18 protein-coding genes are annotated in these 21,484 nt (G+C 59.2%); 8 read left to right on the forward strand and 10 right to left on the reverse strand.

Annotation, left to right across the window (positions count from 1 at the left end; translation table 11 throughout):
* Positions 1-138: 138 nt before the first annotated feature.
* The 5 genes from ACVWY1_RS16805 to ACVWY1_RS16825 all read right to left on the reverse strand — a co-directional run bounded on the left by ACVWY1_RS16805 (position 139) and on the right by ACVWY1_RS16825 (position 5,636).
* Positions 139-1,317: a vWA domain-containing protein gene (locus ACVWY1_RS16805; protein ID WP_110697957.1), complete on the reverse strand. Its 1,179-nt coding sequence runs from the start codon at positions 1,315-1,317 to the stop codon at positions 139-141.
* 13 nt (positions 1,318-1,330) lie between these two features.
* Complete coding sequence (locus ACVWY1_RS16810) at positions 1,331-2,176, reverse strand: AAA family ATPase (protein WP_023629931.1); 846 nt, start codon at positions 2,174-2,176, stop codon at positions 1,331-1,333.
* A gap of 316 nt (positions 2,177-2,492) precedes the next feature.
* Entirely contained in the window at positions 2,493-3,182 is a 690-nt protein-coding gene (locus ACVWY1_RS16815; protein ID WP_277503141.1) for a tetratricopeptide repeat protein, read from the reverse strand.
* Positions 3,179-4,300 carry a hypothetical protein gene (locus ACVWY1_RS16820; RefSeq protein ID WP_277503142.1) on the reverse strand — a complete coding sequence of 374 codons (1,122 nt, stop codon included), beginning with the start codon at positions 4,298-4,300 and terminating at the stop codon, positions 3,179-3,181. The genes ACVWY1_RS16815 and ACVWY1_RS16820 overlap by 4 nt, the downstream gene beginning before the upstream one ends.
* Before the next feature lie 262 nt (positions 4,301-4,562).
* Positions 4,563-5,636, reverse strand: a complete 1,074-nt coding sequence (locus tag ACVWY1_RS16825) for an AsmA family protein (protein ID WP_277503143.1) — start codon at positions 5,634-5,636, stop codon at positions 4,563-4,565.
* A 134-nt stretch (positions 5,637-5,770) separates the two neighbouring features.
* On the opposite strand from ACVWY1_RS16825, the gene cysK reads away from it, so the two are divergent.
* The 3 genes from cysK to ACVWY1_RS16840 all read left to right on the forward strand — a co-directional run bounded on the left by cysK (position 5,771) and on the right by ACVWY1_RS16840 (position 9,101).
* Positions 5,771-6,745, forward strand: a complete 975-nt coding sequence (gene cysK, locus ACVWY1_RS16830; protein ID WP_102684388.1) for a cysteine synthase A — start codon at positions 5,771-5,773, stop codon at positions 6,743-6,745.
* Positions 6,746-6,901: 156 nt separating this feature from the next.
* Entirely contained in the window at positions 6,902-7,837 is a 936-nt protein-coding gene (locus ACVWY1_RS16835; protein ID WP_457378525.1) for an aspartyl/asparaginyl beta-hydroxylase domain-containing protein, read from the forward strand.
* A gap of 382 nt (positions 7,838-8,219) precedes the next feature.
* The gene (locus tag ACVWY1_RS16840; RefSeq protein WP_139673000.1) at positions 8,220-9,101 is read left to right on the forward strand and encodes a DMT family transporter; all 882 of its coding nucleotides are present in this window, start codon (positions 8,220-8,222) and stop codon (positions 9,099-9,101) included.
* Between the two features lie 40 nt (positions 9,102-9,141).
* Here ACVWY1_RS16840 and ACVWY1_RS16845 read toward each other — a convergent pair whose 3' ends face one another.
* Positions 9,142-10,017 (reverse strand): DMT family transporter, encoded by an 876-nt coding sequence (locus ACVWY1_RS16845; RefSeq protein ID WP_102684390.1) that lies wholly within the window; start codon positions 10,015-10,017, stop codon positions 9,142-9,144.
* 178 nt (positions 10,018-10,195) lie between these two features.
* On the opposite strand from ACVWY1_RS16845, the gene aceK reads away from it, so the two are divergent.
* Complete coding sequence (gene aceK / locus ACVWY1_RS16850; RefSeq protein ID WP_110697965.1) at positions 10,196-11,911, forward strand: bifunctional isocitrate dehydrogenase kinase/phosphatase; 1,716 nt, start codon at positions 10,196-10,198, stop codon at positions 11,909-11,911.
* Between the two features lie 153 nt (positions 11,912-12,064).
* Here aceK and ACVWY1_RS16855 read toward each other — a convergent pair whose 3' ends face one another.
* Entirely contained in the window at positions 12,065-12,925 is an 861-nt protein-coding gene (locus ACVWY1_RS16855) for a DUF6279 family lipoprotein (RefSeq protein ID WP_457378526.1), read from the reverse strand.
* A gap of 438 nt (positions 12,926-13,363) precedes the next feature.
* Here ACVWY1_RS16855 and ACVWY1_RS16860 point away from each other — a divergent pair, with 438 nt between their 5' ends.
* From ACVWY1_RS16860 to ACVWY1_RS16875, 4 genes are all read left to right on the forward strand, one after another.
* Entirely contained in the window at positions 13,364-14,566 is a 1,203-nt protein-coding gene (locus ACVWY1_RS16860) for an ATP-binding protein (RefSeq protein ID WP_457378571.1), read from the forward strand.
* Positions 14,563-15,750 (forward strand): EAL domain-containing response regulator, encoded by a 1,188-nt coding sequence (locus tag ACVWY1_RS16865; RefSeq protein WP_277503145.1) that lies wholly within the window; start codon positions 14,563-14,565, stop codon positions 15,748-15,750. Before ACVWY1_RS16860 ends, ACVWY1_RS16865 begins: the two co-directional genes overlap by 4 nt.
* 26 nt (positions 15,751-15,776) lie before the next feature.
* Entirely contained in the window at positions 15,777-18,995 is a 3,219-nt protein-coding gene (locus tag ACVWY1_RS16870; protein ID WP_457378527.1) for a response regulator, read from the forward strand.
* A gap of 66 nt (positions 18,996-19,061) precedes the next feature.
* Positions 19,062-19,697, forward strand: a complete 636-nt coding sequence (locus ACVWY1_RS16875; RefSeq protein ID WP_277503146.1) for a response regulator — start codon at positions 19,062-19,064, stop codon at positions 19,695-19,697.
* A 6-nt stretch (positions 19,698-19,703) separates the two neighbouring features.
* Here the strand turns inward: ACVWY1_RS16875 and ACVWY1_RS16880 are convergent, their stop codons facing one another.
* The 3 genes from ACVWY1_RS16880 to ACVWY1_RS16890 are packed head-to-tail and all read right to left on the reverse strand — an operon-like array spanning position 19,704 to position 21,476.
* Positions 19,704-20,357, reverse strand: coding sequence for a hypothetical protein (locus tag ACVWY1_RS16880; protein WP_277503147.1), 654 nt, complete (start codon positions 20,355-20,357; stop codon positions 19,704-19,706).
* Positions 20,358-20,391: 34 nt separating this feature from the next.
* Positions 20,392-20,937: a hypothetical protein gene (locus ACVWY1_RS16885; protein WP_457378528.1), complete on the reverse strand. Its 546-nt coding sequence runs from the start codon at positions 20,935-20,937 to the stop codon at positions 20,392-20,394.
* 20 nt (positions 20,938-20,957) lie between these two features.
* A complete protein-coding gene (locus tag ACVWY1_RS16890; protein ID WP_277503149.1) occupies positions 20,958-21,476 on the reverse strand; it encodes a hypothetical protein in 519 nt (172 codons plus the stop codon).
* Between the last annotated feature and the right edge of the window lie 8 nt (positions 21,477-21,484).

The following is a 21,484-nucleotide window of genomic DNA, read 5'->3' on the forward strand; positions in this document are numbered from 1 at the left end:
CCCAGCTGGCTTGGTGGCGGGGGGGGGTTTGCGTCGGCGGGCCCCAGCGGGGGGCACCCCCGCCCCCCCCCCACACCTCCAATGGCGCACGTGGGGGGCGGGGGCTGCCCCCGCGATGAGGCCAGTTCGGTCAATAGATTACTTGGACAGGTAACGCATCCCGTCTTCCAACCCCTGCAGCGTCAGCGGGTACATCTTGTCCTCGATCAGGTCCCGCACCAGATGGGTCGAGGCGGTGTAGTCCCAGGCCTGCTTCGGATACGGGTTGATCCAGATAATCTTCCTGAATTTCTCCATGAAGCGCTGCATCCACACGTACCCGGCCTCTTCGTTCCAGTGCTCGACGCTGCCGCCGGGCTGGGTGATCTCGTAGGGTGCCATGGCCGCGTCGCCGACGAAGATCACTTTGTAGTCGTCGCCGTACTTGTGCAGCAGGTCGAAGGTGGAGAAGCGCTCCGAGGTGCGGCGCAGGTTGTTCTTCCACACCGACTCGTAAACGAAGTTGTGGAAGTAGTAGTACTCCAGGTGCTTGAACTCGGTCTTGCAGGCCGAGAACAGCTCCTCGCAGACCTTGACGTGAGCATCCATCGAGCCGCCGATGTCGAACAGCAACAGCAGCTTCACCGTGTTGCGCCGTTCGGGGCGCATCTGGATGTTCAGCAGGCCGGCGTCACGGGCGGTGTGATCGATGGTACCGTCGATGTCCAGCTCCTCGGCGGCGCCTTCGCGGGCGAACTTGCGCAGCCGGCGCAGGGCCAGCTTGATGTTGCGAGTGCCCAGCTCGACCTGGTCGTCAAGGTTCTTGTACTCGCGCTGGTCCCAGACCTTCACCGCCTTGCCCTGGCGCTTGCCGGCCTCGCCGACGCGGATGCCCTCGGGGTTGAAACCGCCGGAACCGAACGGGCTGGTACCGCCCGTGCCGATCCACTTGTTGCCGCCGGCGTGGCGTTCCTTTTGCTCCTCGAGGCGCTTCTTGAATTCCTCGATCAGCTTGTCCAGCCCGCCCAGGGACTGGATCTGCGCGCGCTCTTCGTCGGTGAGCGAGCGTTCGAACTCCTTGCGCAGCCACTCGTCGGGGATCAACGCCTCGATATGCCGGTCGAGGTTTTCCAGGCCCTTGAAGTAGGCGGCAAAGGCGCGGTCGAACTTGTCGAAGTGCCGCTCGTCCTTCACCAGGATGGCGCGGGCCAGGTAGTAGAAGGCGTCCATGTCGGCGAACACCACGCCTTTTTGCAAGGCATGGTGCAGGTCGAGCAACTCGCGCACCGACACTGGCACCTTGGCCGCGCGCATTTCATTGAACAGGTTGAGCAACATGGCCCGGCTCCCGTCAGCGGTTGCCGCGCCGGCTCATGAAGGCCAGGCGCTCGAGCAGCGTCACGTCCTGTTCGTTCTTCACCAGGGCCCCGGCCAGCGGCGGGATGGCCTTGGTCGGGTCGCGCTCGCGCAGTACCGCCTCGCCGATGTTGTCGGCCATCAGCAGCTTGAGCCAGTCGACCAGCTCGGAGGTGGAGGGCTTTTTCTTCAGGCCCGGCACCTTGCGCACGTCGAAGAACACGTCCAGTGCCTCGCTGACCAGCGACTGGCTGATGTTGGGGTAGTGCACATCGACGATCTGCTGCAGGGTGGCGCGGTCGGGGAAGGCGATGTAGTGGAAGAAGCAGCGGCGCAGGAAGGCGTCAGGCAGCTCCTTTTCGTTGTTGGAGGTGATGATGATGATCGGGCGCTGCTTGGCCTTGATGGTCTCGTCGATTTCGTAGACGTAGAACTCCATCTTGTCGAGTTCCTGCAACAGGTCGTTGGGGAACTCGATGTCGGCCTTGTCGATTTCGTCGATCAGCAGGATTACCCGCTCGTCGGCCTCGAAGGCCTCCCACAGCTTGCCTTTTTTCAGGTAGTTGCGCACATCGTGGACCTTGTCCACGCCCAGCTGCGAATCGCGCAGGCGGCTGACCGCGTCGTATTCATACAGGCCCTGGTGGGCCTTGGTGGTCGACTTGATGTGCCAGGTGATCAGGCGTGCGCCGAAGGAGGCGGCCAGTTGCTCGGCGAGCATGGTCTTGCCGGTACCCGGCTCGCCCTTGACCAGCAACGGGCGCTCCAGGGTGATGGCCGCGTTGACCGCCAGCTTGAGGTCATCTGTGGCGACGTAGTCGCGGGTGCCTTCGAACTTCATTAACCGATCCTCTGGGAGGGCCTCATCGCGGGGCAAGCCCGCTCCCACGGACTGTTGTGCAAGCGGGCTTGCCCGGCAATGAGGTCACGCATGTCTATTGATGTGTCAGCGACTATAACGCCACGGCCGACGCGTGAAAACGCAGACCGGGTATTCAGTCCCTGAATGGCGCGTCACCACGCCCGGCTGGATTTGGCGCAGGCACGATCACAACGCGATAGGCATCGTTGAACGGGCTGCGTTGGCCCGGCTACTTGCGCGCATGGATTCGAGCGGCTTGCCCCAGAAGTACACCTTCGGTCGGCTGGGTCATGAGCTACTTTCCAGCGTCCTTTTTTTGCAGTTCAAGGTTTTTATATTTTTCAACGATCTCACTGATTTTCTTGCTGTCCGTGGTAGAGGATATTTCCACGTAGTAATCCCAATGCTGCAGTATCTCGAAGCTTTCAGCATGGCCGAGATGGGCGGCATACTCGGCGTACATCCTGGCTTTCTTGAAATCCTGCGGTACCACGTCACCGACGGCATACAACGTGCTCAGGTTGTTGTAGGCCACCGCTGACCCGGACTCGCCTGCTCTTTCATACAGCGCCACTGCTTTTTTGATGTCTACAGGTGTGCCTAGGCCAGCACGGTACAGGAACGCCAGGCGCGCAAGCGCCGGCGCGTGGCGGCTGTATAGGTTTATGGCTTTTTCGTAATAGGCCACGCTCGCCTTGTAGTTTCTCTCGGTGTCCGGCAGCCTTTGGTCGCTGTAAATCAGGCCGAGCACGTAGTTGGCGTGCGCGTTGCCGTTTTTGGCGAGCTCGATCAGATGTTCAAACTCCTCACTGTCGCGGGGGTAGGTAGTGGTTTGAGGCTCCGGCGGCGCCGCCAGTTTCATGGCAATCGCTGGGGGTAATGCTGTGTGCGTGTTCATATGATCACTCGACAGGGCTGGCATTGACAGAAGCATTAGCGAAACGGCCAGGCAGCAGCCCAGCCGCTTTCGTCCAGATGTTTTCATGCAATAACCTCTTCAATCATGTCTTTTGAACCGATGGGCTCGGCCGGGAAATAGCCAGCTGTTGGGTTGAAGAAATCATTGCTGATCTTGTGATCGGCTGTTTTGAACAGAACGTCCACTATGTCGCTGACTTGGCCATCCTGCCACATGACAAATGAATGGAGGGCATGGATATTGCCGTTTACATCGGTGATCGGGTTTTTCACGAATGACAAATCGATACTTTTCAAGCCAATATCGATCACTGAATGCAGTTCGGCCGCTTCAGACGCTCCATTACTGTTGATGTCTTGCCAGATTTTCAGGTCGCCCCAGACTGGGTCGTTCATGTCGATAAGCCCATCCAGGTTGCTGTCCAGAGCGGCGAGCGCAACGGCACCGTCCTCAGCTACGCCTCCGGCGGGTAGCGGGGAGCGATCACCAAAGAGCTCTGAAGCATCATTTATCACGCCATCGTTGTTTCTATCGAGCACCAGAAATCCGCTGCTTTTTCCAGCCCATCCGGTAAGGATTGGATTGGCGTCTCCATCGTAGTCAAATTCAATACCCTGCTCGAGTGGCAGGGTGGTGATGCCGTGCCCCTCAAGGTCAATGAGCAAGGGGGTTTTGAACTGTTCGGCAACTACTTTAATATCCTTTGCGACCTCGTTTGGCGTCTTGGCAAGTTTTATTTCTTTGCCGGCTTTGGCAAACATTTTTGTAACAAAAGTAATGCAGTTGTTGAAGAGGAGGTCGTAGTTTTCGGGCTGTGTTGTTCCGTTCTTGTACCCCTCAACTTGCAGGACCAAGTTGTCCAACATGTTTACGAATCTGGGGTCGTGGGATTCTACCCGGTGCGAGGACGTGTCTTTATAGATGAGGTGATCATTGAATGAAATGTTGTCGGCTGAGGTGCCCAGATCGCTCCCAGGGCTGAAGCCGATCGAGCCTTTGTATCTTGGCGTGTTTAGCTCAAGGAATACGTGCCCAGTGCTGGACTCATTCCCGCCTTCCATCGCAGATCCAGACCTTGCCGCATGGATGGTAAATGAAGGTCTTCCCGATGACATGAATCCGGGGTTGTAGTTCGGGACCGTCACGGACTCCTCGGCCCGGGTTGTAATGAAGTGCTCTGCCATGGTGTGCTCCTGTCTGTCGACGCTTTTATCCATGTTGCAACGCTGTAGTGCTCTGGCTTGAGACGCCAGAGGGCCGCGCTTTGAATGGGGACGGATAAAGGACGAGCAAGGAGGTTGAAGGCAGTAGGAATGCCTTGTGCGGAGTGTTGCAAGATATTTCATTTGGACTCAAAGGGGGGAGGCGTACCTGGCGCGTCACGAATCCAATCGAGCAATACGCATTGAAGTGGGCTCTGAGTGTTGCCGAGGTGCCCTCAAGTCCTTAGTCCGCTTTTGGTGGCGGCTGCTCGTAGCGTGCGTTGAACGCCTGGATGAAGCCGTTGCGCAGGATCTGCAGGAACGCCTCGAAGGCACTGATGTCCTGCTGGTGCACGCTGCCGCTGAGTTCCACGCGGGTGGCGAACTGGTTTTTCGGCTGGTTCTTGAGCACGGTCTCGGTGGCGCCCACGACGGCTTCCCATATCGAGCGCAGGAAGCCCTTGTCCTTTTCTTCCACGTCCTGCTGCCAATTGAACACATCGACATCGCGCAACAGCGGCTTGATGTAGCCCTTGAGCCGGCCGTTCTCGGCCTCGGCCTCGATCACCACATCGCCATGCCCGGCATTGAAGTCGAACTTGCCGTAGGCACTGGCGAAGTCGTTCAGCCGGCGCAGCTCGATGCCAGTGGCGCGCAGGCGGAACTGGAAGTCGTCGAAGTCGCTGAAGGGGTCGAAGGTAGCGCGGCTTTCCACCTTGGCATCGCCCAGCAGCAGCGCCGTCCCGTCGAAGCGGGCATCGCGCCGGCCCTTTTCGTCGCGCACGTTGGTCAGGTTGCGGATGCTTGCATCCAGCCGGGTGGCCTTGAGGTCCACCGGCGGTCTGGAATTGAAGTTGCGGAAGGTGAGGGTGCCTTGTTCGATGCGCACGTCGTTCAGGGTGATCGGCAGCAGCTTTTCCAGTTGCTGGCGCCAGTCGGTGCCTTGGCCGGTCTGAGAGTTCTGTTTGTTGCCGCCGTCGACGAAATTGAGTTCGGGGCGTACGAAGGCCACTTCGGCGACCACGGCGCGGTCGTACCAAAGCGAGTGCCAGCTCACCGACAGGTCGATCAGCGGCGCTTCGAGCAGCGGCACAGGCACCTTGCCGCTGACCTTGACGATCTTCAGGCCGTTGATCTGGTAGGCGCCACGCCACCACGCCAGGTCGACGTCGCGGACTTGGCCGCGGTAGTCGCCCATGTCTGCCAGCTTGTCGTTGAGGTAGTCACGCACCAGGTAAGGCAAGGCCAGGTGCAGGGCCACCAGCAGTGCGACCAGGCTGGCGAAGCCGAGCAGTGGCCAGCGGTAGCGCGCTTTCATCGGGTTTCTCCACGGGAGCATGTGCGGTTGACCGCAGGTCGTTTCGTCGAGTTCGAACGGGCTTTACGCTCACCGATTGCAGGCTTACCCTCAGGGTTTTCCCTGCACTTTTTTCCTGTTCAAGGACCGCCGCCATGAGCCGTATCTACGCCGACAACGCCCATTCCATCGGCAACACGCCGCTGGTGCAGATCAACCGCATCGCCCCGCGCGGGGTGACCATCCTGGCCAAGATCGAAGGACGCAACCCGGGCTACTCGGTGAAGTGCCGGATCGGCGCGAGCATGATCTGGGACGCCGAGGACAGCGGCAAGCTCAAGCCAGGCATGACCATCGTCGAACCCACCTCGGGTAACACCGGTATCGGCCTGGCCTTCGTCGCCGCCGCCCGTGGCTACCGCCTGGTGCTGACCATGCCCGACTCGATGAGCCTGGAGCGGCGCAAGGTGTTGAAGGCGCTGGGCGCCGAGCTGGTGCTGACGGACAAGGCCAAGGGCATGAAGGGCGCCATCGAGAAGGCCAACGAAATCGTCGCTTCCGACCCGGCGCAGCACTTCCTGCCGGGCCAGTTCGACAACCCGGCCAACCCGGCCATTCACGAGAAGACCACCGGCCCGGAAATCTGGAACGACACCGATGGCGCGGTCGATGTGCTGGTGGCCGGGGTCGGCACTGGTGGCACCATCACCGGGGTGTCGCGCTACATCAAGCACACCCAGGGCAAGCCGATCCTGTCGGTGGCGGTGGAGCCAGTGAACTCGCCGCTGATCAGCCAGACCCTGGCCGGCGAGGAGCTCAAGCCCACCCCGCACAAGATCCAGGGCATCGGTGCCGGCTTCGTGCCGAAGAACCTCGACCTGTCGATCGTCGACCAGGTCGAGACGGTGACCGAGGACGAGTCCAAGGCCATGGCCATCCGCCTGATGCAGGAGGAGGGCATCCTCTGCGGCATCTCTTGCGGCGCGGCCATGGCGGCGGCGGTGCGCCTGGCCGAGAAGCCGGAGATGCAGGGCAAGACCATCGTGGTGATCCTGCCGGATTCGGGCGAGCGTTACCTGTCGAGCATGCTGTTCAGCGATCTGTTCACCGAGCAGGAAAACCAGCAGTAAGCGACACGCTGCACGCCGCAAGTCGAGGGCATGTCCGTATTGACGCGGATCAGCTTGGGCTTGCCGCGTGCAGCTTCTGGCTTGCAGCTGCTCCTGATGGGTTTATGATGTCCGGCTATCTGGGGATGGCCTGATTTCCCCTCCAAGGAGTGTTGCATGACCTTTTCCTTCGTCGCCAAGGCCGGTGTCCTGCTGGTGTTCTTCGGCAGTGTGCTGTTCGTGCACCTGCGCGGCAAGGCACGCCTGCCGGTGCTGCGCCAGTTCGTCAACCATTCGGCGCTGTTTGCCCCTTACAACAGCCTGATGTACCTGTTTTCCGGCGTACCCTCCAAGCCGTACCTGGACCGCCAGCGCTTCCCCGAGCTGGATGTGCTAAAGGACAACTGGGAGGTGATCCGCGAAGAGGCCATGCGCCTGTTCGACGAGGGTTACATCCGCGCGGCGGAAAAAGACAACGACGCCGGCTTCGGTTCGTTCTTCAAGAAGGGCTGGAAGCGCTTCTACCTGAAGTGGTACGACAAACCGCTGCCTTCGGCCGAAGCGCTGTGCCCGAAGACCGTAGAGCTGGTCAGCAGCATCCCCAACGTCAAGGGCGCGATGTTCGCCCTGTTGCCCGGCGGCAGCCACCTGAACCCGCACCGCGACCCGTTTGCCGGCTCCCTGCGCTATCACCTCGGGCTGTCCACGCCGAACTCCGACAACTGCCGCATCTACGTTGATGGCCAGCCCTACGCCTGGCGCGACGGCGAGGACGTGATGTTCGACGAGACCTTCGTGCACTGGGTCAAGAACGAGACCGAGGTCACCCGCGTGATCCTGTTCTGCGACGTCGAGCGCCCGCTCAACAGCCCGCTGATGACCCGCATCAACCGCAAGGTCAGTGCCTTCCTCGGCCGCGCCACCGCGCCGCAGAACACCGATGGCGAGCGTGTCGGCGGGATCAACCAGGCCTATGCCTGGAGCAAGCGCTTCAGCAATGTCATCAGCACCCGGGTCAAGCAGTTCAAGCGTGCCAACCCCAAGGCCTACCGCGTGCTGCGTCCGGTGCTGGCGGTTGTCGTCGCCTACGCCCTGTACCAATGGTTGTTCTGATCCGGTTGAGCAGGCCTGCTTTCGCACCTTGTGCAAGCAGGCTTGCCCCGCGATGATTCCCCCGCTATATTCCGAAACACTATCTTCCCCGAAGACCTGTTCATGCCAGCCATCCCTTCCACCACCGCTTACGTTCTCGCGCCTGTCGCGGGCGTGGTCGTGCGTGGCAGCCAGCAGCCGGCCATGATCAGTCACTATCCACCACCTGTCAGTGGCGTGGTAGGCGGCGTAGCTCCGCCTCCTTGCGCAGTCGTGGTGCTGGGCTGACCGGCCGCTGGCCGCTCCCCACCGCACTCGCAACCTACTGAACACGGTCGGCTATCCCCGCAAGTCGCGATAGGCCCTCCGTACGGCTCATTTGCCCGTATACAGGTGGCAATACATGTCTGTCCTCAACAAAGCATCCGTGGCCTCGGCGGCCACGACCAGCCTGTTCGTCCTGCTGTGGAGCAGCGGGGCGATCGTCTCCAAGCTTGGCCTGGCCCAGGCCAGCCCCTTCGCCTTCCTGCTGCTGCGTTCGGCCCTGGCGCTGTTCGGTCTGCTGTTGATCGGTCCGTTGCTCGGATTACGTTGGCCACGTACCCGGGGCGGCATTGTTCGCGCCCTGGGGACCGGCTGCGTATTGCTCGGTGCCTACCAGATTTTCTACCTGCTGGCGCTGAACACCCACGTTACTCCCGGCGTCATGGCCACGGTCATGGGCGTGCAACCGATCCTGACCGTGGTGCTGATGGAGCGTCAGCGGTCCTGGAGCCGATTGTTCGGCCTGGGGCTTGGCCTGGGCGGCCTGGTGATGGTGGTCTACCAGGGTATCAACCTGGGTGGGGTATCTCTCGCCGGGATGCTGTTCGCCCTGCTGGCGCTGGCCAGCATGACCTTGGGCTCGATCCTGCAGAAACGCATTACCGACAACCCCATGGGCACCTTGCCCTTGCAATACATGGCGGGCTTTGCAATGTGCGCGGTGTTCGCGCCGTTGCAGCCGCTGCACGTCCAGTGGAACGCCAGTTTCCTCGCGGCGCTGCTGTGGATGGGGCTGGTGGTTTCGCTGCTGGCCACGCTGCTGCTGTACCGGCTGATCGCAAGGGGCAACCTGGTCAATGTCACCAGCCTGTTCTACCTGGTGCCGGCGGTCACGGCGGTGATGGATTTCATCATCTTCGGCAACCGCCTGGCGCCCCTCAGTCTGCTGGGGATGGGACTGATCGTGATCGGCTTGCTGTTCGTGTTCCGTAAACCTGCCTTGCGCACGGCCGAGGCCTGAGTCAACTAGCGTTGGGAGCGGGGCAAGCCCGCTCCTTTTTTCAGCGCCGTGCCGGGCGCAGCACCAACCATAGCGCCGCACCAATCAGCAGACCGCCATACAGGTGCGCCATCGACAGCGGCTCATCCAGCAGCCACGCCCCCCACAGCACGCCGAACACCGGGATCAGGAAGGTCACGGTACTGGCCTTGACCGGCCCGATTTCGTTCAGCAGGCGGAAGTACAGGATGTAGGCGAACGCCGTGCACAGCAGCCCCAGGCCCAGGAGCGACAGCCATACCTGCCAGCCGCCCCAGCTGGCCGGCGGCTGGGTCAGCGCGCTCCAGGCGAACAGCGGGCTGAGCAGCAAGGTGGCGCCGAGCATGCTGCCCAGCGCCGACAGACGGCTGTCCAGCGTGCCGACCCAGCGCCTTGCCAGGAAGCCCGCGAAGCCGTAGCAGGTGGTGGCGGCCAGGCAGGCCAGTGCGCCTTGCACCAGGGCCATGTCCAGCGCCACCGGGCCGGCACCGCTGAGGATACCGACACCGAACAGCCCGAGGAAGATCCCGCAGAGCTTGGGCAGGGTCATGGCTTCGCGGAAGAACAAGGCGCCGATCAGCACGCCCATCAGCGGCGTGGTGGCGTTGAAGATCGCCGAATAGCCGGCCGGCAGCACCTGCGCCGCCACGGAATAGAACGTGGCCGGAATGCCGGAGTTGATCATGCCCAGCACCAGGCAGGCGCCCAGCTTGCCCTCGAAGTCCCAGCGCACGCGGGCGGCGGCGAGGATGGCGATCAGTCCCAGGCAGGCGATCGACACGCGGAAGAAGGCGGTCGGCACCGTGCCCAGCTCGGGGGCAATGATGCGCATGAACAGGAAGCTGGCGCCCCAGACAGCGGCAAGGGTCAGCAGGCGGGCGAGGGCGATGGGGCTCACGGTGGTCTCCGGCGGTAGGGCAGGGCGCGAGTGTACGTCAGGGCGAGCGAGGGATTCTTGTGCTTTCTTGCTGTGTGAATCCGGGGCCGCCTCACTGGCTTCATCGCCGGCAAGCCGGCTCCCACAGGGCTCGTATCCGACTAAGCTCTCTCGGTGACCATTGCATAGAGGCACGCGCATGACCCCAGCCTGGCCCGCCGTCGACATCGCCCGGATGATCCTCGATGGCTTCGACGACTACCGCGAGCACTTTCGCCGTATCACCCTCGGCGCCCGCGAGCGCTTCGAACAGGCGCGCTGGCAGGATATCCAGCACGCCGCGGCGGCGCGCATCAACCTGTATGAAGAGAAGGTCGCCGAGGTCAACGGCTGGCTGCGCCAGCGCTTCGACACCGCGGTGCTGCTGGACGTCGAGCAGTGGCCGCTGGTCAAGAACGCCTATATCCGTCTGATCGACCCCCGGCTGGACGACGAGCTGTCCGAGACCTGGTACAACTCGTTGTTCTGCAGCCTGTTCAGCCATGACCTGATCAGCGACGGCTGCATGTTCATCCACACCACCCGGCCGTCGATGCGCGGCCATGAGCGGGCGGCGCAGACGCGCACCTATACGCTGCAGGACGGTCTCAAAGGCTTGTTGCGAGCGATCTTTGCCGACTATGCGTTCGAAGTACCGTATGGTGACCGGGAAGGCGATATCGCGCGCCTGGAGGATCAATTGCGCGAATGCCTGCCCGACTGGGTGTGCAAGGATCCGGCCCTGACCGTGGAACTGTTCACCCCGGTGCTCTACCGCAACAAGGGCGCTTACCTGGTCGGTCGCCTGTACACCCCCGACGAGCAGTGGCCACTGGTGATCCCGCTGCTGCACCGCGAGGGGCATGGCATCGAGGCCGACGCGTTGATTACCGACGAGGCGGAGGTGTCGATCATCTTCTCCTTCACCCGATCGTATTTCATGGTCGATGTGCCGGTGCCGGCGGAGTTCGTCAACTTCCTCAAGCGCATCCTGCCGGGCAAGCACATCGCCGAGCTGTATACCTCGATCGGGTTCTACAAGCATGGCAAGTCGGAGTTCTACCGGGCGCTGATCAACCACCTGGCCAACAGCGACGACCGCTTTGTCATGGCTCCGGGCGTGCGCGGCATGGTCATGAGCGTGTTCACCCTGCCGGGCTTCAACACCGTGTTCAAGATCATCAAGGACCGCTTCTCGCCGTCCAAGACTGTCGACCGGGCCACGGTGATCGAGAAATACCGCCTGGTGAAAAGCGTCGACCGCGTCGGGCGCATGGCCGATACCCAGGAGTTCGCCGATTTTCGCTTTCCCCAGGGCAAGTTCGATCCCGACTGCCTGGCGGAACTGCTAGAGGTGGCCCCCTCCACCGTAGCGCTTGAGGGCGACACAGTGCTGATCCGCCACTGCTGGACCGAACGGCGCATGACCCCGCTCAACCTGTACCTCGAGCAGGCCAGCGAAGCCCAGGTGCTGGAGGCGCTGGAAGACTATGGGCTGGCGATCAAGCAATTGGCGGCGGCGAACATCTTCCCCGGCGACATGCTGCTGAAGAACTTCGGCGTCACCCGTCATGGCCGGGTGGTGTTCTACGACTACGACGAGATCAGCTACCTCACCGAGGTCAACTTCCGTCACATCCCGCCGCCGCGCTATCCGGAGGACGAGATGTCCGGCGAGCCGTGGTACTCGATCGGGCCGCACGACGTGTTCCCCGAGGAGTTTCCGCCATTCCTGTTCGCCGATATCGGCCAGCGCCGCTTGTTCAGCCGCTTGCATGGCGAACTGTACGACGCCGATTACTGGAAAGGTCTGCAGGAGGCGATCCGGGCGGGGAAGGTGATCGATGTGTTCCCTTATCGGCGCAAGGCGCGTTAGGCCTTAGGCTCTGTACGAAAAGCCTTGATACTTGTTCATGCTGCGTTGAAAACAGCCTCGGAATGCTCATGTACTCCAGTACACTGCGCTTCCTCGGCTGTTTTCGCCTTGCCTGACCTGCGTCTCAAGACTTTTCGTACAGAGCCTAGCTTTTCACCCCTTGAGGCACTTGAGCTCGCTGAAGTCCGCGCGCACCTTGCTCAGCCGCTGCTGCAGGAATTGCCGCTGGGCCGGGCTGCTCTGTTTCAGCAGATCCACCAGCAGGCTGCGTGCCTGGCGCTCGGTGTTCTGGAACGCCTGGCGGTACTCCGGCGTCCACAGGCTTTCCTTGCGCTGCAGCAACTGCGCCAGCCGGGGCTCGAAGCTCGGGCTGGCGCGCTGGTCCATCGCCAGCAGCAGTTGCTGCTGCCAGTGGGCGCGGTTGGCGATCCACTGCCGGTTCTGGTCACCCAGGGCCTGCGACCAGCTCATCACCCGCAGCCGTTGCTCGGCGTCGAGCTCGCCCAACCAGGGCTCGAGGCGCTTGCGCATGCGCGCGGCACGGTTCTCGACCTGTTTGGCCAGTGGCGTGTCGACGTATTCCTTCTGGCGTTTGTCGATGTCCTTGCGAAAAGCCTCGCGCATTTCCGCTACCTGGCTGTCATTCATGCCCTTGAGCAGTTCCGCGGCAGAGGGGGTTATCGCTTCGGTGACCCGGCCAATGGCCTGGCGCGCCTCGACCGTGCGTTGACGCAGGTTTTCATCGGTGACCGCGTCGTTGGCGACCATCAGTTGCACCCGGTCGAGCCAGTCGAGGTAGCCGGGCAGTTGGGTCTTGCAGTGCCAGGCCAGATGCGCCTTGAGCCGTTCGTCGAGCAACTGCTTCTGCTCGCGGTTCATGTCCAGATAGTCGCCCAGCGACCACGGCACCAGGCGATCGAGGTTGCGGTAGGCCAGGTCGATGCGGCTGCAGGCCGTCAGTGCCAGGGCGAAGCCGATGAGCAGGAGCAGGGCTTTGGGCAGGCGAAGGGGCATGAGCGAATCCTTGCAGGGGCTGGCCAGGCGGTAGACGCAAGCTGGGCACGACGGTTCCGACGAATATGCGTGCCGGTCGGCTGGGTCAGGCGTCAATGGAGAGTCTAGATGTACCGCTGAAAATGTGATGACGTCTGTTGGATAATCTTGGCGAGGGCAGCGTGGAATAAAGCGTTCGCAGCCATCGATAACTATTCATTTAAGAATCGTCTTATTTGCACACGCTGGTGCTTGCCTTAAAGTAGCGGGATGAAACTAAAATGCCATTTCCCCAAACTCGCCCGGGTGTCATTGTGCCCTGCAGCGGCCCGATGGCTACATCGATTATTGTTCGTGATCTGTGCGTCGTCTCAACTCTGCAATAAAGAAAAAGCGAAGGGCGTTGAGCGCCGGCCCCAACAAGATGCGTCGAAAAAACTGAGGAATGGGCAGTTGTCCGTGGCGCTCGTTGAATATTCGTTGCAGGCTCTGGTTTGCGAAGTTGTCCAAAGCTTCAGTGCGCTGGCTAGTGCGAAAAATTTGCAACTATATATGTGCTTGAGTCCTGACCTTCCTGAACGGTTGGTTGGCGGTGCAGGGCATATTCGCATTATCCTAGAAAATTTATTGAGTAATGCGATCAGGTTTACGAGCAATGGGCGGGTAGTGCTAAGGGTAAACTCCGTCAAGCGCGACGGCCATTCCTCCAATTTGCACTGGCAAGTTTCAGATACCGGGGCAGGCATAGATCCGCAGCGGCATCAAAAACTTTTCGCTTCATTAAAAAATGACACAACGCCTCGTACCCTTCGCGGGTTGCCGCTTTGCCAACAACTCGCGAACAACTTAGGGGGTGATCTTCGTCTGGTGAGTGAAGTAGGGCTAGGCAGTAGTTTCACACTCTCCGTCCCACTGGAAACCCCCGCAGCGCCTGTAGGCTCAGACATTCATGGCAAGTTGCTGCCTCACACCGTCTACGTGGTTTCATCCGCTCGTGAGCTGGCGCAATCGGTCTGTGGCTGGCTTCGCCGTTGGGGGGCTCGGGCCCAGGTAGGTCGTCCTCCCGTCACGGCTGAATTCGGTGGCCAATTGCTCTTGGAGTTGCACCCGGATTGCAGCGAGCAAACATGGGTCAGGGACTGGGCAGGACCACTGGTCATCGCCAGTACCGATACCCGGGGCGGACAGCCCAATATAAACGACCTGCAGGCGATCCGCCATGCGGTTCGCCAGGCTCAAATGAGTTGTTCTTCAATTGGTAATGGCGTGCGCTTTGCTCGCCCTGAACGGGAACTCAATCTGCATATCCTGGTGGTCGAGAGCAACCGTTTCAATCAATCGCTACTGTGCGATCAGCTTCGCGTGCTGGGGTGCACCCTGACACTATGTACTGATGGCGCCGCTGCGTTGGAAAAATGGAGCAGCGCTGTCTTCGATGCCGTTCTCACGCAAGTCAGCAGTCTTCACATCAACGGATATGAACTTGCCACCGAACTGCGCCGTCGAGGCTGCGACAAGCTTATTATCGGCATAAAAGCCAACGGTACGCGCCACGACGCTGGATTATGCCTTGCCCATGGCATGGATTATTGCCTGGCACAGCCCCTGATATTGAGTTCACTGTTCCGTTGCCTGGCAACGCTCAAAAAAGGCAACACATGAAATCTTTGAAAATTCTAATCATTGAACAGTATCCCGTTCAACAGCAGTACCTGCTACAACAACTCAATGCCTTGGGTGCGTTCCATATCTATGTGGCGAAAGATGGTGCAGAGGCTTGGGAGTATTTGAAAATACGCAGTATCGATCTGGTCCTGACCAGCATTATGATGCCAGGCATGGACGGTATACAGCTTATCCAGCACCTCGCACAGTTGTCCTGTAAACCGGCGCTGGCCATTGTTAGCGCCATCTCCGAGCAGATGTTCAAGGCTGTGAGCCTGATGGCCTGGGAGCTTGGTATAGACGTCATCGGGCTGATCGGCACTACGGCGACTCCAGCAACGCTTCTGCAGTTACTGGAGCGCGTTGATGTACACCCTGCACTGTGCTCTCCTGTAGGCTCACCCCCGGTTATCGACTACGAGTGCCTTCGCGAAGGGCTGAACAACAACCACATTCAGGCCTGGTTCCAACCCAAGATGGCACTTAGCGATTGTCGTATCGCCGGTGCCGAAGCCTTGATACGCTGGCTCACCCCAGAGGGCGTCATGCTGCCTGGCCAGTTCTTGCCTGCCATCAAGCAGTTTGGGCTAGAGGCGCATGTGCTGTGGCTTACCTTGAAACAAGCCATCCAGGCACAGGCCTGTTGGCGGCTGCAGGGTTACCACCTGCCTGTTTCCATCAACTTGCCAACCCACCTGCTTGATTGCCAGGACCTGGCAGACCGATTGGCAACGTTCGTGATAGACCAGGGCGGTACACCGGACATGATCTGTTTCGAACTCATGGAGTGCTCGACACCGCAAGCGCTGAGCAATTACTACGCCGGTGCCTGCCGCCTGCGCCTGAAGGGCTTTGGTCTTTCGCAAGATGATTTTGGCCAGGGGCACAGTTCGCTGGCCAACCTAGTGTCTACACCGTTTACCGAGCTGAAGGTTGACCGCTCGTTGGTTCAGGGCTGCCATGAAAATCAGGGTACACGTCATGCATTGGCAAGTATCATAAGCCTCTGTCTCAAACTGGGGGTGGCGGTGGTCGCGGAGGGTGTGGAATCCCTTAAAGAACTCGCTTACTTGCGTGATATTAACTGCACGCAGGTCCAGGGTTTTGTCGTTTCACCCGCTGTCTGCGCTGTGGAATTTCAAGGCCTGTTGGATCAAGAGGGATCAGCCACGCTCTTCTGACCTGGCATACACCGCGAGTGCAAAGAATGAAACACACGAATGCCTTGATCGAAAAACTCTCGCGCAGTTCACTGCGTCAGCACCGCGGGCTGATGATTTTACTCGTCCTGGTATCGTTACTGGTGGGCATCAGCTATTGGGCGATACACCGGGTATTGGAAGAGCAGCAGCAAACCGTGCGTTTTCATTTTGCGCGTTTAATTGAGAACATCTCGGAGCAAGAAGTGTTCCTCATTACCCTTGCCCAGCTGAGCAAGCAGGGCATGATGCTCAGCAATGAGGTCACTCCCATTCATGACCTCCAGCAAATTCCCGAAGAGGGCCCGCATATCTACCAAGGGCAAGAACACGCTTTCTCAATGCCCTTCAGCATCAAGATCAACCCGCAGAAAATTCGCGACAATGAGTACGCCAAGGCCTTCGCGCTCGGTGCCAACCTTGCCACGTTCTATAGCACCTTCTGGTCGACCTCCAACTATCAGTCACCGCAGGTCTTTCTGATCAACGACCGGGACAACTTCGATATCGCTGTGCCGTCCTCAGAGCATTCTCGCGTCAAGACGTTGCAGCACGACGAAGCGGTTGTCGATGTCGTCACCCGTGTCATACATCACTCCAGAACACCCAGTGCGGGACGCTTGATCTGGACTCGATTCGAAACAGCTACGGATAGCCAGCGGCCACCGCGATTTATGGCTTATACCCACCTTGATCTTCCGGCCAGTGAGATGCACATCAAAGGCGCACAGCCGAGGGTGATCATCGCAACGTTACTCAGCTTGACGCAGGTCGATGACTACGAGCGCACTATGGATGGCGCGCAGTATGATCACTTTACGTTGGTGGCGCCCTCTTTAGAGCTGCTCAGTGGCAGTGTGTTGCCTGATCCTTCGTTAGGTGAAGGGGTCAACTTCACGTCAGAGGGGCTGCAGATCAAAGTCAGTCAGCCTGAGGGCCCGGGCTGGATGGCGATCTACACCATTTCCTATGCCCATTTCTTCCGCTATGCCATGTGGTCATTGATTGTCGTGGCCGCTTCGCTGCTGGGGATGATCGGCCTGGGCTGGGCCACCAGCCGCTGGTACCGGCAACGGATCATCCTCCCGGCCCAGCACGCCCATGCACGCATCGCCGAAAGTGAGGCCTTCAGCCGCATCGTCATCGACACCGCGCCCACTGGCCTGTGCGTCGTGCGCCGTTCGGACAACAAGGTATTGATGGAAAATCAGCGTGCTCAGCAGTGGCAGGGCAGCACCCAACTGGCCATGGCACTTGGGCACCATCTTGAAACAGACGTTATGGGTGAGGCGTACCTTGAAGTGGAGGGGCGCCACTTGCAGGTGGGTTTCGTTTCAACGCGCTTCAAAGGCGAGGATGCGCGGCTCTATGCGTTCAATGATGTTTCCCAGCATATCGAGGACGCTTCGGCGCTAAAGGAGGCGAGGCGGGCGGCCGATGCCGCCAACGAAGCCAAGACTTTGTTCCTGGCCACTATGAGTCACGAAATCCGTACCCCATTGTATGGCGTTCTGGGCACGCTCGAATTGCTTGGAATGACCCACCTTGAACCGCGCCAGCAAGAATACCTGCAGACGATCCAACGTTCTTCGGCAACATTGTTCCAACTGATCAGCGATGTTCTCGATGTCTCCAAAATCGAGTCTGGGCAGATGGTCATTGAACGGGTCGAGTTCTGCCCGCTCGATCTGATCGAAGACACGGTGCACACCTACTCGGCTTTCGCCCAGCGCAAAGGCTTGCAGTTGTATGCCTGTACCGACGCTACGCTGCCCAACCGTATGCTGGGTGATCCCATGCGTATCCGGCAGATCCTCAACAACCTGCTCAGCAATGCCATCAAATTTACCGACAACGGGCATGTGGTTCTGCGCACCCGCGTACTGGAAATGCTGGAGGGAAAAGCCAGTCTTGAGTTTCAGGTGACGGACAGCGGTATTGGCATTTCTGCATCCCAGCAGGAAAAACTATTCGAGTTGTTCTATCAGGTTCAGGATGCCTGCAGTGAAGGGGGGGCAGGGTTGGGGTTACCTATTTGCTGGTGGCTCAGCGAGATGATGGAGGGGCAACTCAGGGTAACCAGTGAGCCGGGCTTGGGCAGCAGTTTTGCCCTGAGGATTCAGTTGACGGTCGTGCCAGGGCAACTGCCTGATTGTGAATCCATTGTCCCGGGGGGCAATCAGGTCTACGTGCGCGCGCCATTCCAGGAACTGGCCCAGGCGGTAATCGATTGGTTGAATAGATTTGGCATACCTGCCACGCAGGTGATGCCGCTGCTCGAGAATTTGCCTGAGCAGCGGGTATTGGTCGACCTTTTGCCCGCATCGTCGGCTTCACCCTGGCCCGGCCCTAGAATAGTCTGCGCCCCAGCAGGGGGCACGGGTTCTGATCCTCTTAATCAGACCTGGGATGTCGATCTCTTCGATCTTCGCGCCATTGCTCACGCCGTGTCGTTCGCCCAGCAGGGCAAGCAGTTGTCGCCTAGACATGCGTCGACACAGTGCACCGAAGACCTTGGTCTGCATATCCTGACAGCTGAGGACAACCCGATCAATCAGGCCATCTTGAAAGAGCAGCTTGAAGCCTTGGGCTGCACCACCCTCGTTGTCAGCAACGGCGAACAGGCTATTGATCACTGGCGCCCCGGTATGTTCGACCTAGTGCTCACGGACATCAACATGCCGGTTATGAATGGCTATGAGCTGGCCCGCGTGCTGCGCAAACTCGACCCCGGCTTGCCCATCATTGGCGTGACTGCCAATGCCATGCGTGAAGAGGGTATGCGCTGTATTGCCGTTGGCATGAATGCCTGGGTTGTCAAACCCCTAAGTATCCAGACATTGCGCAGCCACTTGACCAAACTCTGCAGGCCATCGCTGCAAACCTCTGCACACCGTATCGAAGCGGAGGCACTTACCGCGCCAATGGACGATACGGGGTTCCATCATGTGCAACTCACCCCCGCGATGCGCGAGTTGTTCACCCGCACGATGCAGCAGGACATGGCCTTGGCCAGCAATGCGCTGGAGCATGGCGATGGCGCCCAGCTTGCGCAAACCCTCCACCGCATTGGCGGTGGGCTTGCAGCGGTGCAAGCGAGTCACCTTGCTCAATGCTGCAATGGCCTGGAAATCCGGCTGGCCGATACTCCACTGGATGCCGCGCTTGGCGTCAGTGTGCAGGAGGTGTTGGTTCAACTTTCAAGTTTATTGGGGTCACTTGAGTGACGCCTGCTACCGATGCGTGCATGTCAGATCATCCACTCATTTACAACAAGAACCATGGATCTCCTTATGAACAAACTCAGGGTCATCATAGCGGACGACCATCCCGTGGTACTGCTAGGGGTACGTCAATTGATCGAACGCGACGAGCGCTTTTGCGTGGTCGGTGAAGCGACGTGCTCCCATCAGCTCGTCGAGCTGTTGCAGCGCACAGCTGCAGAGGTGGTCGTCACCGATTATCAAATGCCCAGCGATTCCCCCTATGGCGATGGGCTGAAGTTGATCGAATACCTGAGGCGGCACTTTCCGGCTGTGAATATTCTGGTGTTGACGATGATGTCCAACCCGTTGCTGCTTACCCGCCTTACTGAACTCGGTGTTCTCGGGGTGATCCAGAAAAACCAGATGCACAGCGATATCGAGCGTGCGCTCATGGCCGTTGCGCAACCTGTTCAAAGAACAAAGGTGGGGGCAGGCAGTCCCGCGGCTCCCCAGGTCAATGACCGCTTCGCCATGTTGTCGCCGAAAGAGGCTGAAATACTTCGCCTATTCGTTTCTGGCAAAACAGTCAGCGAAATCGCTGTTCAACAAAATCGCAGTGTGAAAACCATAAGTGCGCAAAAAAATGCGGGCATGCGCAAACTGAACGTGCTCAGTGACCAGGCGCTGCTGGTGTATTGCCTTGAGCACAACAGCACTTGGTGAGTCTCTTTATTGGCCTGGGCAGGTTGCCTGCCCAGGTACCTGGACTGCCTTGCCTTTGAGCAGAAGGGGCAACTGAGGGTAAATATTGAAGGCATCGACAGCTTGGCCCGCCACGGAGGCACCCTTTAGCCAATACCTAGAATTGCCAGTGGCAATCAACCTGGCGCCCTGCGCTTCACATTGAACCTTGAGCTCGGAATTAATCGCCGCCGGGCGATGACGGATCAAGCCGCTGAACGCCAAGTTGACCACGATATTCCCCGAGTGGTCGGGCTGTTTAGAGTCGAGCAGATTGATTACAGGTCTGATATCAACCCGATATACTTGTTCCTGCGCGACTGTCTTAAGCGGTTTGACACGAATTCGCTTGCTTTGCCCTGGGGCCAAGGTGAGGCGAAAAGGGTAGACGTACAATTCCAATTCTTGTATTTGGCTCACCGGTTCCAGCTGTTCATCCGACGGTTCGGCCCCTGGATTGAGCAACCGTGAAAGATTGATGGAGACATATTCCGGGCGGTCGCCTTGGTTGATGATCTCAATGCTGGTTGCGGTCTGCTGAACATCGACTACCTTGGGCTGCACATCGATGATTGCAAAGGCAGGGGAGGCCAGCAGCCAGCACGTAGCCGTCAGTAAGCATCGACTCAATAGAGTTTTCATTTCACCTCCACAGCCAGTGTCGGCCTTGGGTCTGTCAGGGCTCGATCGCAATGGGCTCGAATGTCAGGGACACCTCACCAGAGTATGTACCTACGTTATCCTTGAAACTGCCTTCTGGCGGGTAGGCAGATATATCCAGGTCGTAGTAACCCACCGAGTCTTCACCTTCAATGGCGGGAGGCGGGTTTTTGAATTCCACGTTTTGCCCCACGACAAGGTTTTTCGCCTCGGCACTCAGCGCCGCGAGTGTAACGGCCGATTTTTGAAACACCTTGGCGGGGTTCTTAAGGTGGCGCAGTTGTATCGGTTCATCCAGCCGTACCTGGAATACCCCGCTGGAAGACACGATACGCAGCCTGGCTTGCACCTCGTAAGGGCTGTTCCAACCCCCTGATTGCTCCATTGTTAAGCCTTGATCGAACCATCCTCCAGCGGTATCGGTAACGAAAAGGTTGTCCGGGTTGTTGATGAACGCCGTGACCTGACTTTCGATCTTGCCTTTGAGAATGACGTCCGATGCGAAGGCGGATTGAAGAAGCGAGCTGAGCAATAACATCCAGCCTGCAATTTTATGGGGCATTTGTGACTCCAGGGCAGGCATCAAGTGCCCGCAGGGAGTTGATAGATAATCGCACCGTAGCCAATGCTCATAATCATGGGGGCCGCACGCCCGATGCTATCGTTCGCTTCGACGATCACCTTCTGCCGTGGTCGGAATGTCAAGCGCCAAACACGCGCGGTGGGTGGGGTAGACAGTACCTTCAGATTCATCCGGTATTTTTGCCCGGGCGCTAGTATTAAACGTGATGGCGAAACCAGCAGCGTGGGTTGGGGGACGACTTGGACAGGGACCAAACTTTCCGAATGTGCACCTGGATTTAGCAGGAGTTCTTGTTTGACTTCGATAAATAAAGGGCTGTTGCCTTTGTTTTCGGCGTACAGCTGCGTTTCAGACGTGCCTGGGTCAAGTCGCACCTCAGTATGGGAAAGTTGCAGTATTCCTTCAGCCATCGCGGGTGTTACAGTTGGCAGCAGGGAGAAACTGGACAATGTGCCAAGAAAATGGATCGTTTTTTTTAGCCGGTGCAACCAGCTTGACTCATAGTGGTAAGCGTTCATGGGGTGTT

This window comes from Pseudomonas sp. TE6288 (assembly GCF_054062095.1).

Bases quoted from the DNA above. Each gene is read 5' to 3' on its own strand.
- ACVWY1_RS16880 (WP_277503147.1), bottom strand. From the start codon at position 20,357: ATGAAAACTCTATTGAGTCGATGCTTACTGACGGCTACGTGCTGGCTG.
- ACVWY1_RS16805 (WP_110697957.1), bottom strand. From the start codon at position 1,317: ATGTTGCTCAACCTGTTCAATGAAATGCGCGCGGCCAAGGTGCCAGTG.
- ACVWY1_RS16885 (WP_457378528.1), bottom strand. From the start codon at position 20,937: ATGCCCCATAAAATTGCAGGCTGGATGTTATTGCTCAGCTCGCTTCTT.
- ACVWY1_RS16825 (WP_277503143.1), bottom strand. From the start codon at position 5,636: ATGAAAGCGCGCTACCGCTGGCCACTGCTCGGCTTCGCCAGCCTGGTC.
- aceK (WP_110697965.1), top strand. From the start codon at position 10,196: ATGACCCCAGCCTGGCCCGCCGTCGACATCGCCCGGATGATCCTCGAT.
- ACVWY1_RS16815 (WP_277503141.1), bottom strand. From the start codon at position 3,182: ATGAAAACATCTGGACGAAAGCGGCTGGGCTGCTGCCTGGCCGTTTCG.
- ACVWY1_RS16875 (WP_277503146.1), top strand. From the start codon at position 19,062: ATGAACAAACTCAGGGTCATCATAGCGGACGACCATCCCGTGGTACTG.
- ACVWY1_RS16840 (WP_139673000.1), top strand. From the start codon at position 8,220: ATGTCTGTCCTCAACAAAGCATCCGTGGCCTCGGCGGCCACGACCAGC.
- ACVWY1_RS16820 (WP_277503142.1), bottom strand. From the start codon at position 4,300: ATGGCAGAGCACTTCATTACAACCCGGGCCGAGGAGTCCGTGACGGTC.
- ACVWY1_RS16870 (WP_457378527.1), top strand. From the start codon at position 15,777: ATGAAACACACGAATGCCTTGATCGAAAAACTCTCGCGCAGTTCACTG.
- ACVWY1_RS16835 (WP_457378525.1), top strand. From the start codon at position 6,902: ATGACCTTTTCCTTCGTCGCCAAGGCCGGTGTCCTGCTGGTGTTCTTC.
- ACVWY1_RS16890 (WP_277503149.1), bottom strand. From the start codon at position 21,476: ATGAACGCTTACCACTATGAGTCAAGCTGGTTGCACCGGCTAAAAAAA.
- ACVWY1_RS16855 (WP_457378526.1), bottom strand. From the start codon at position 12,925: ATGCCCCTTCGCCTGCCCAAAGCCCTGCTCCTGCTCATCGGCTTCGCC.
- ACVWY1_RS16865 (WP_277503145.1), top strand. From the start codon at position 14,563: ATGAAATCTTTGAAAATTCTAATCATTGAACAGTATCCCGTTCAACAG.
- ACVWY1_RS16810 (WP_023629931.1), bottom strand. From the start codon at position 2,176: ATGAAGTTCGAAGGCACCCGCGACTACGTCGCCACAGATGACCTCAAG.
- cysK (WP_102684388.1), top strand. From the start codon at position 5,771: ATGAGCCGTATCTACGCCGACAACGCCCATTCCATCGGCAACACGCCG.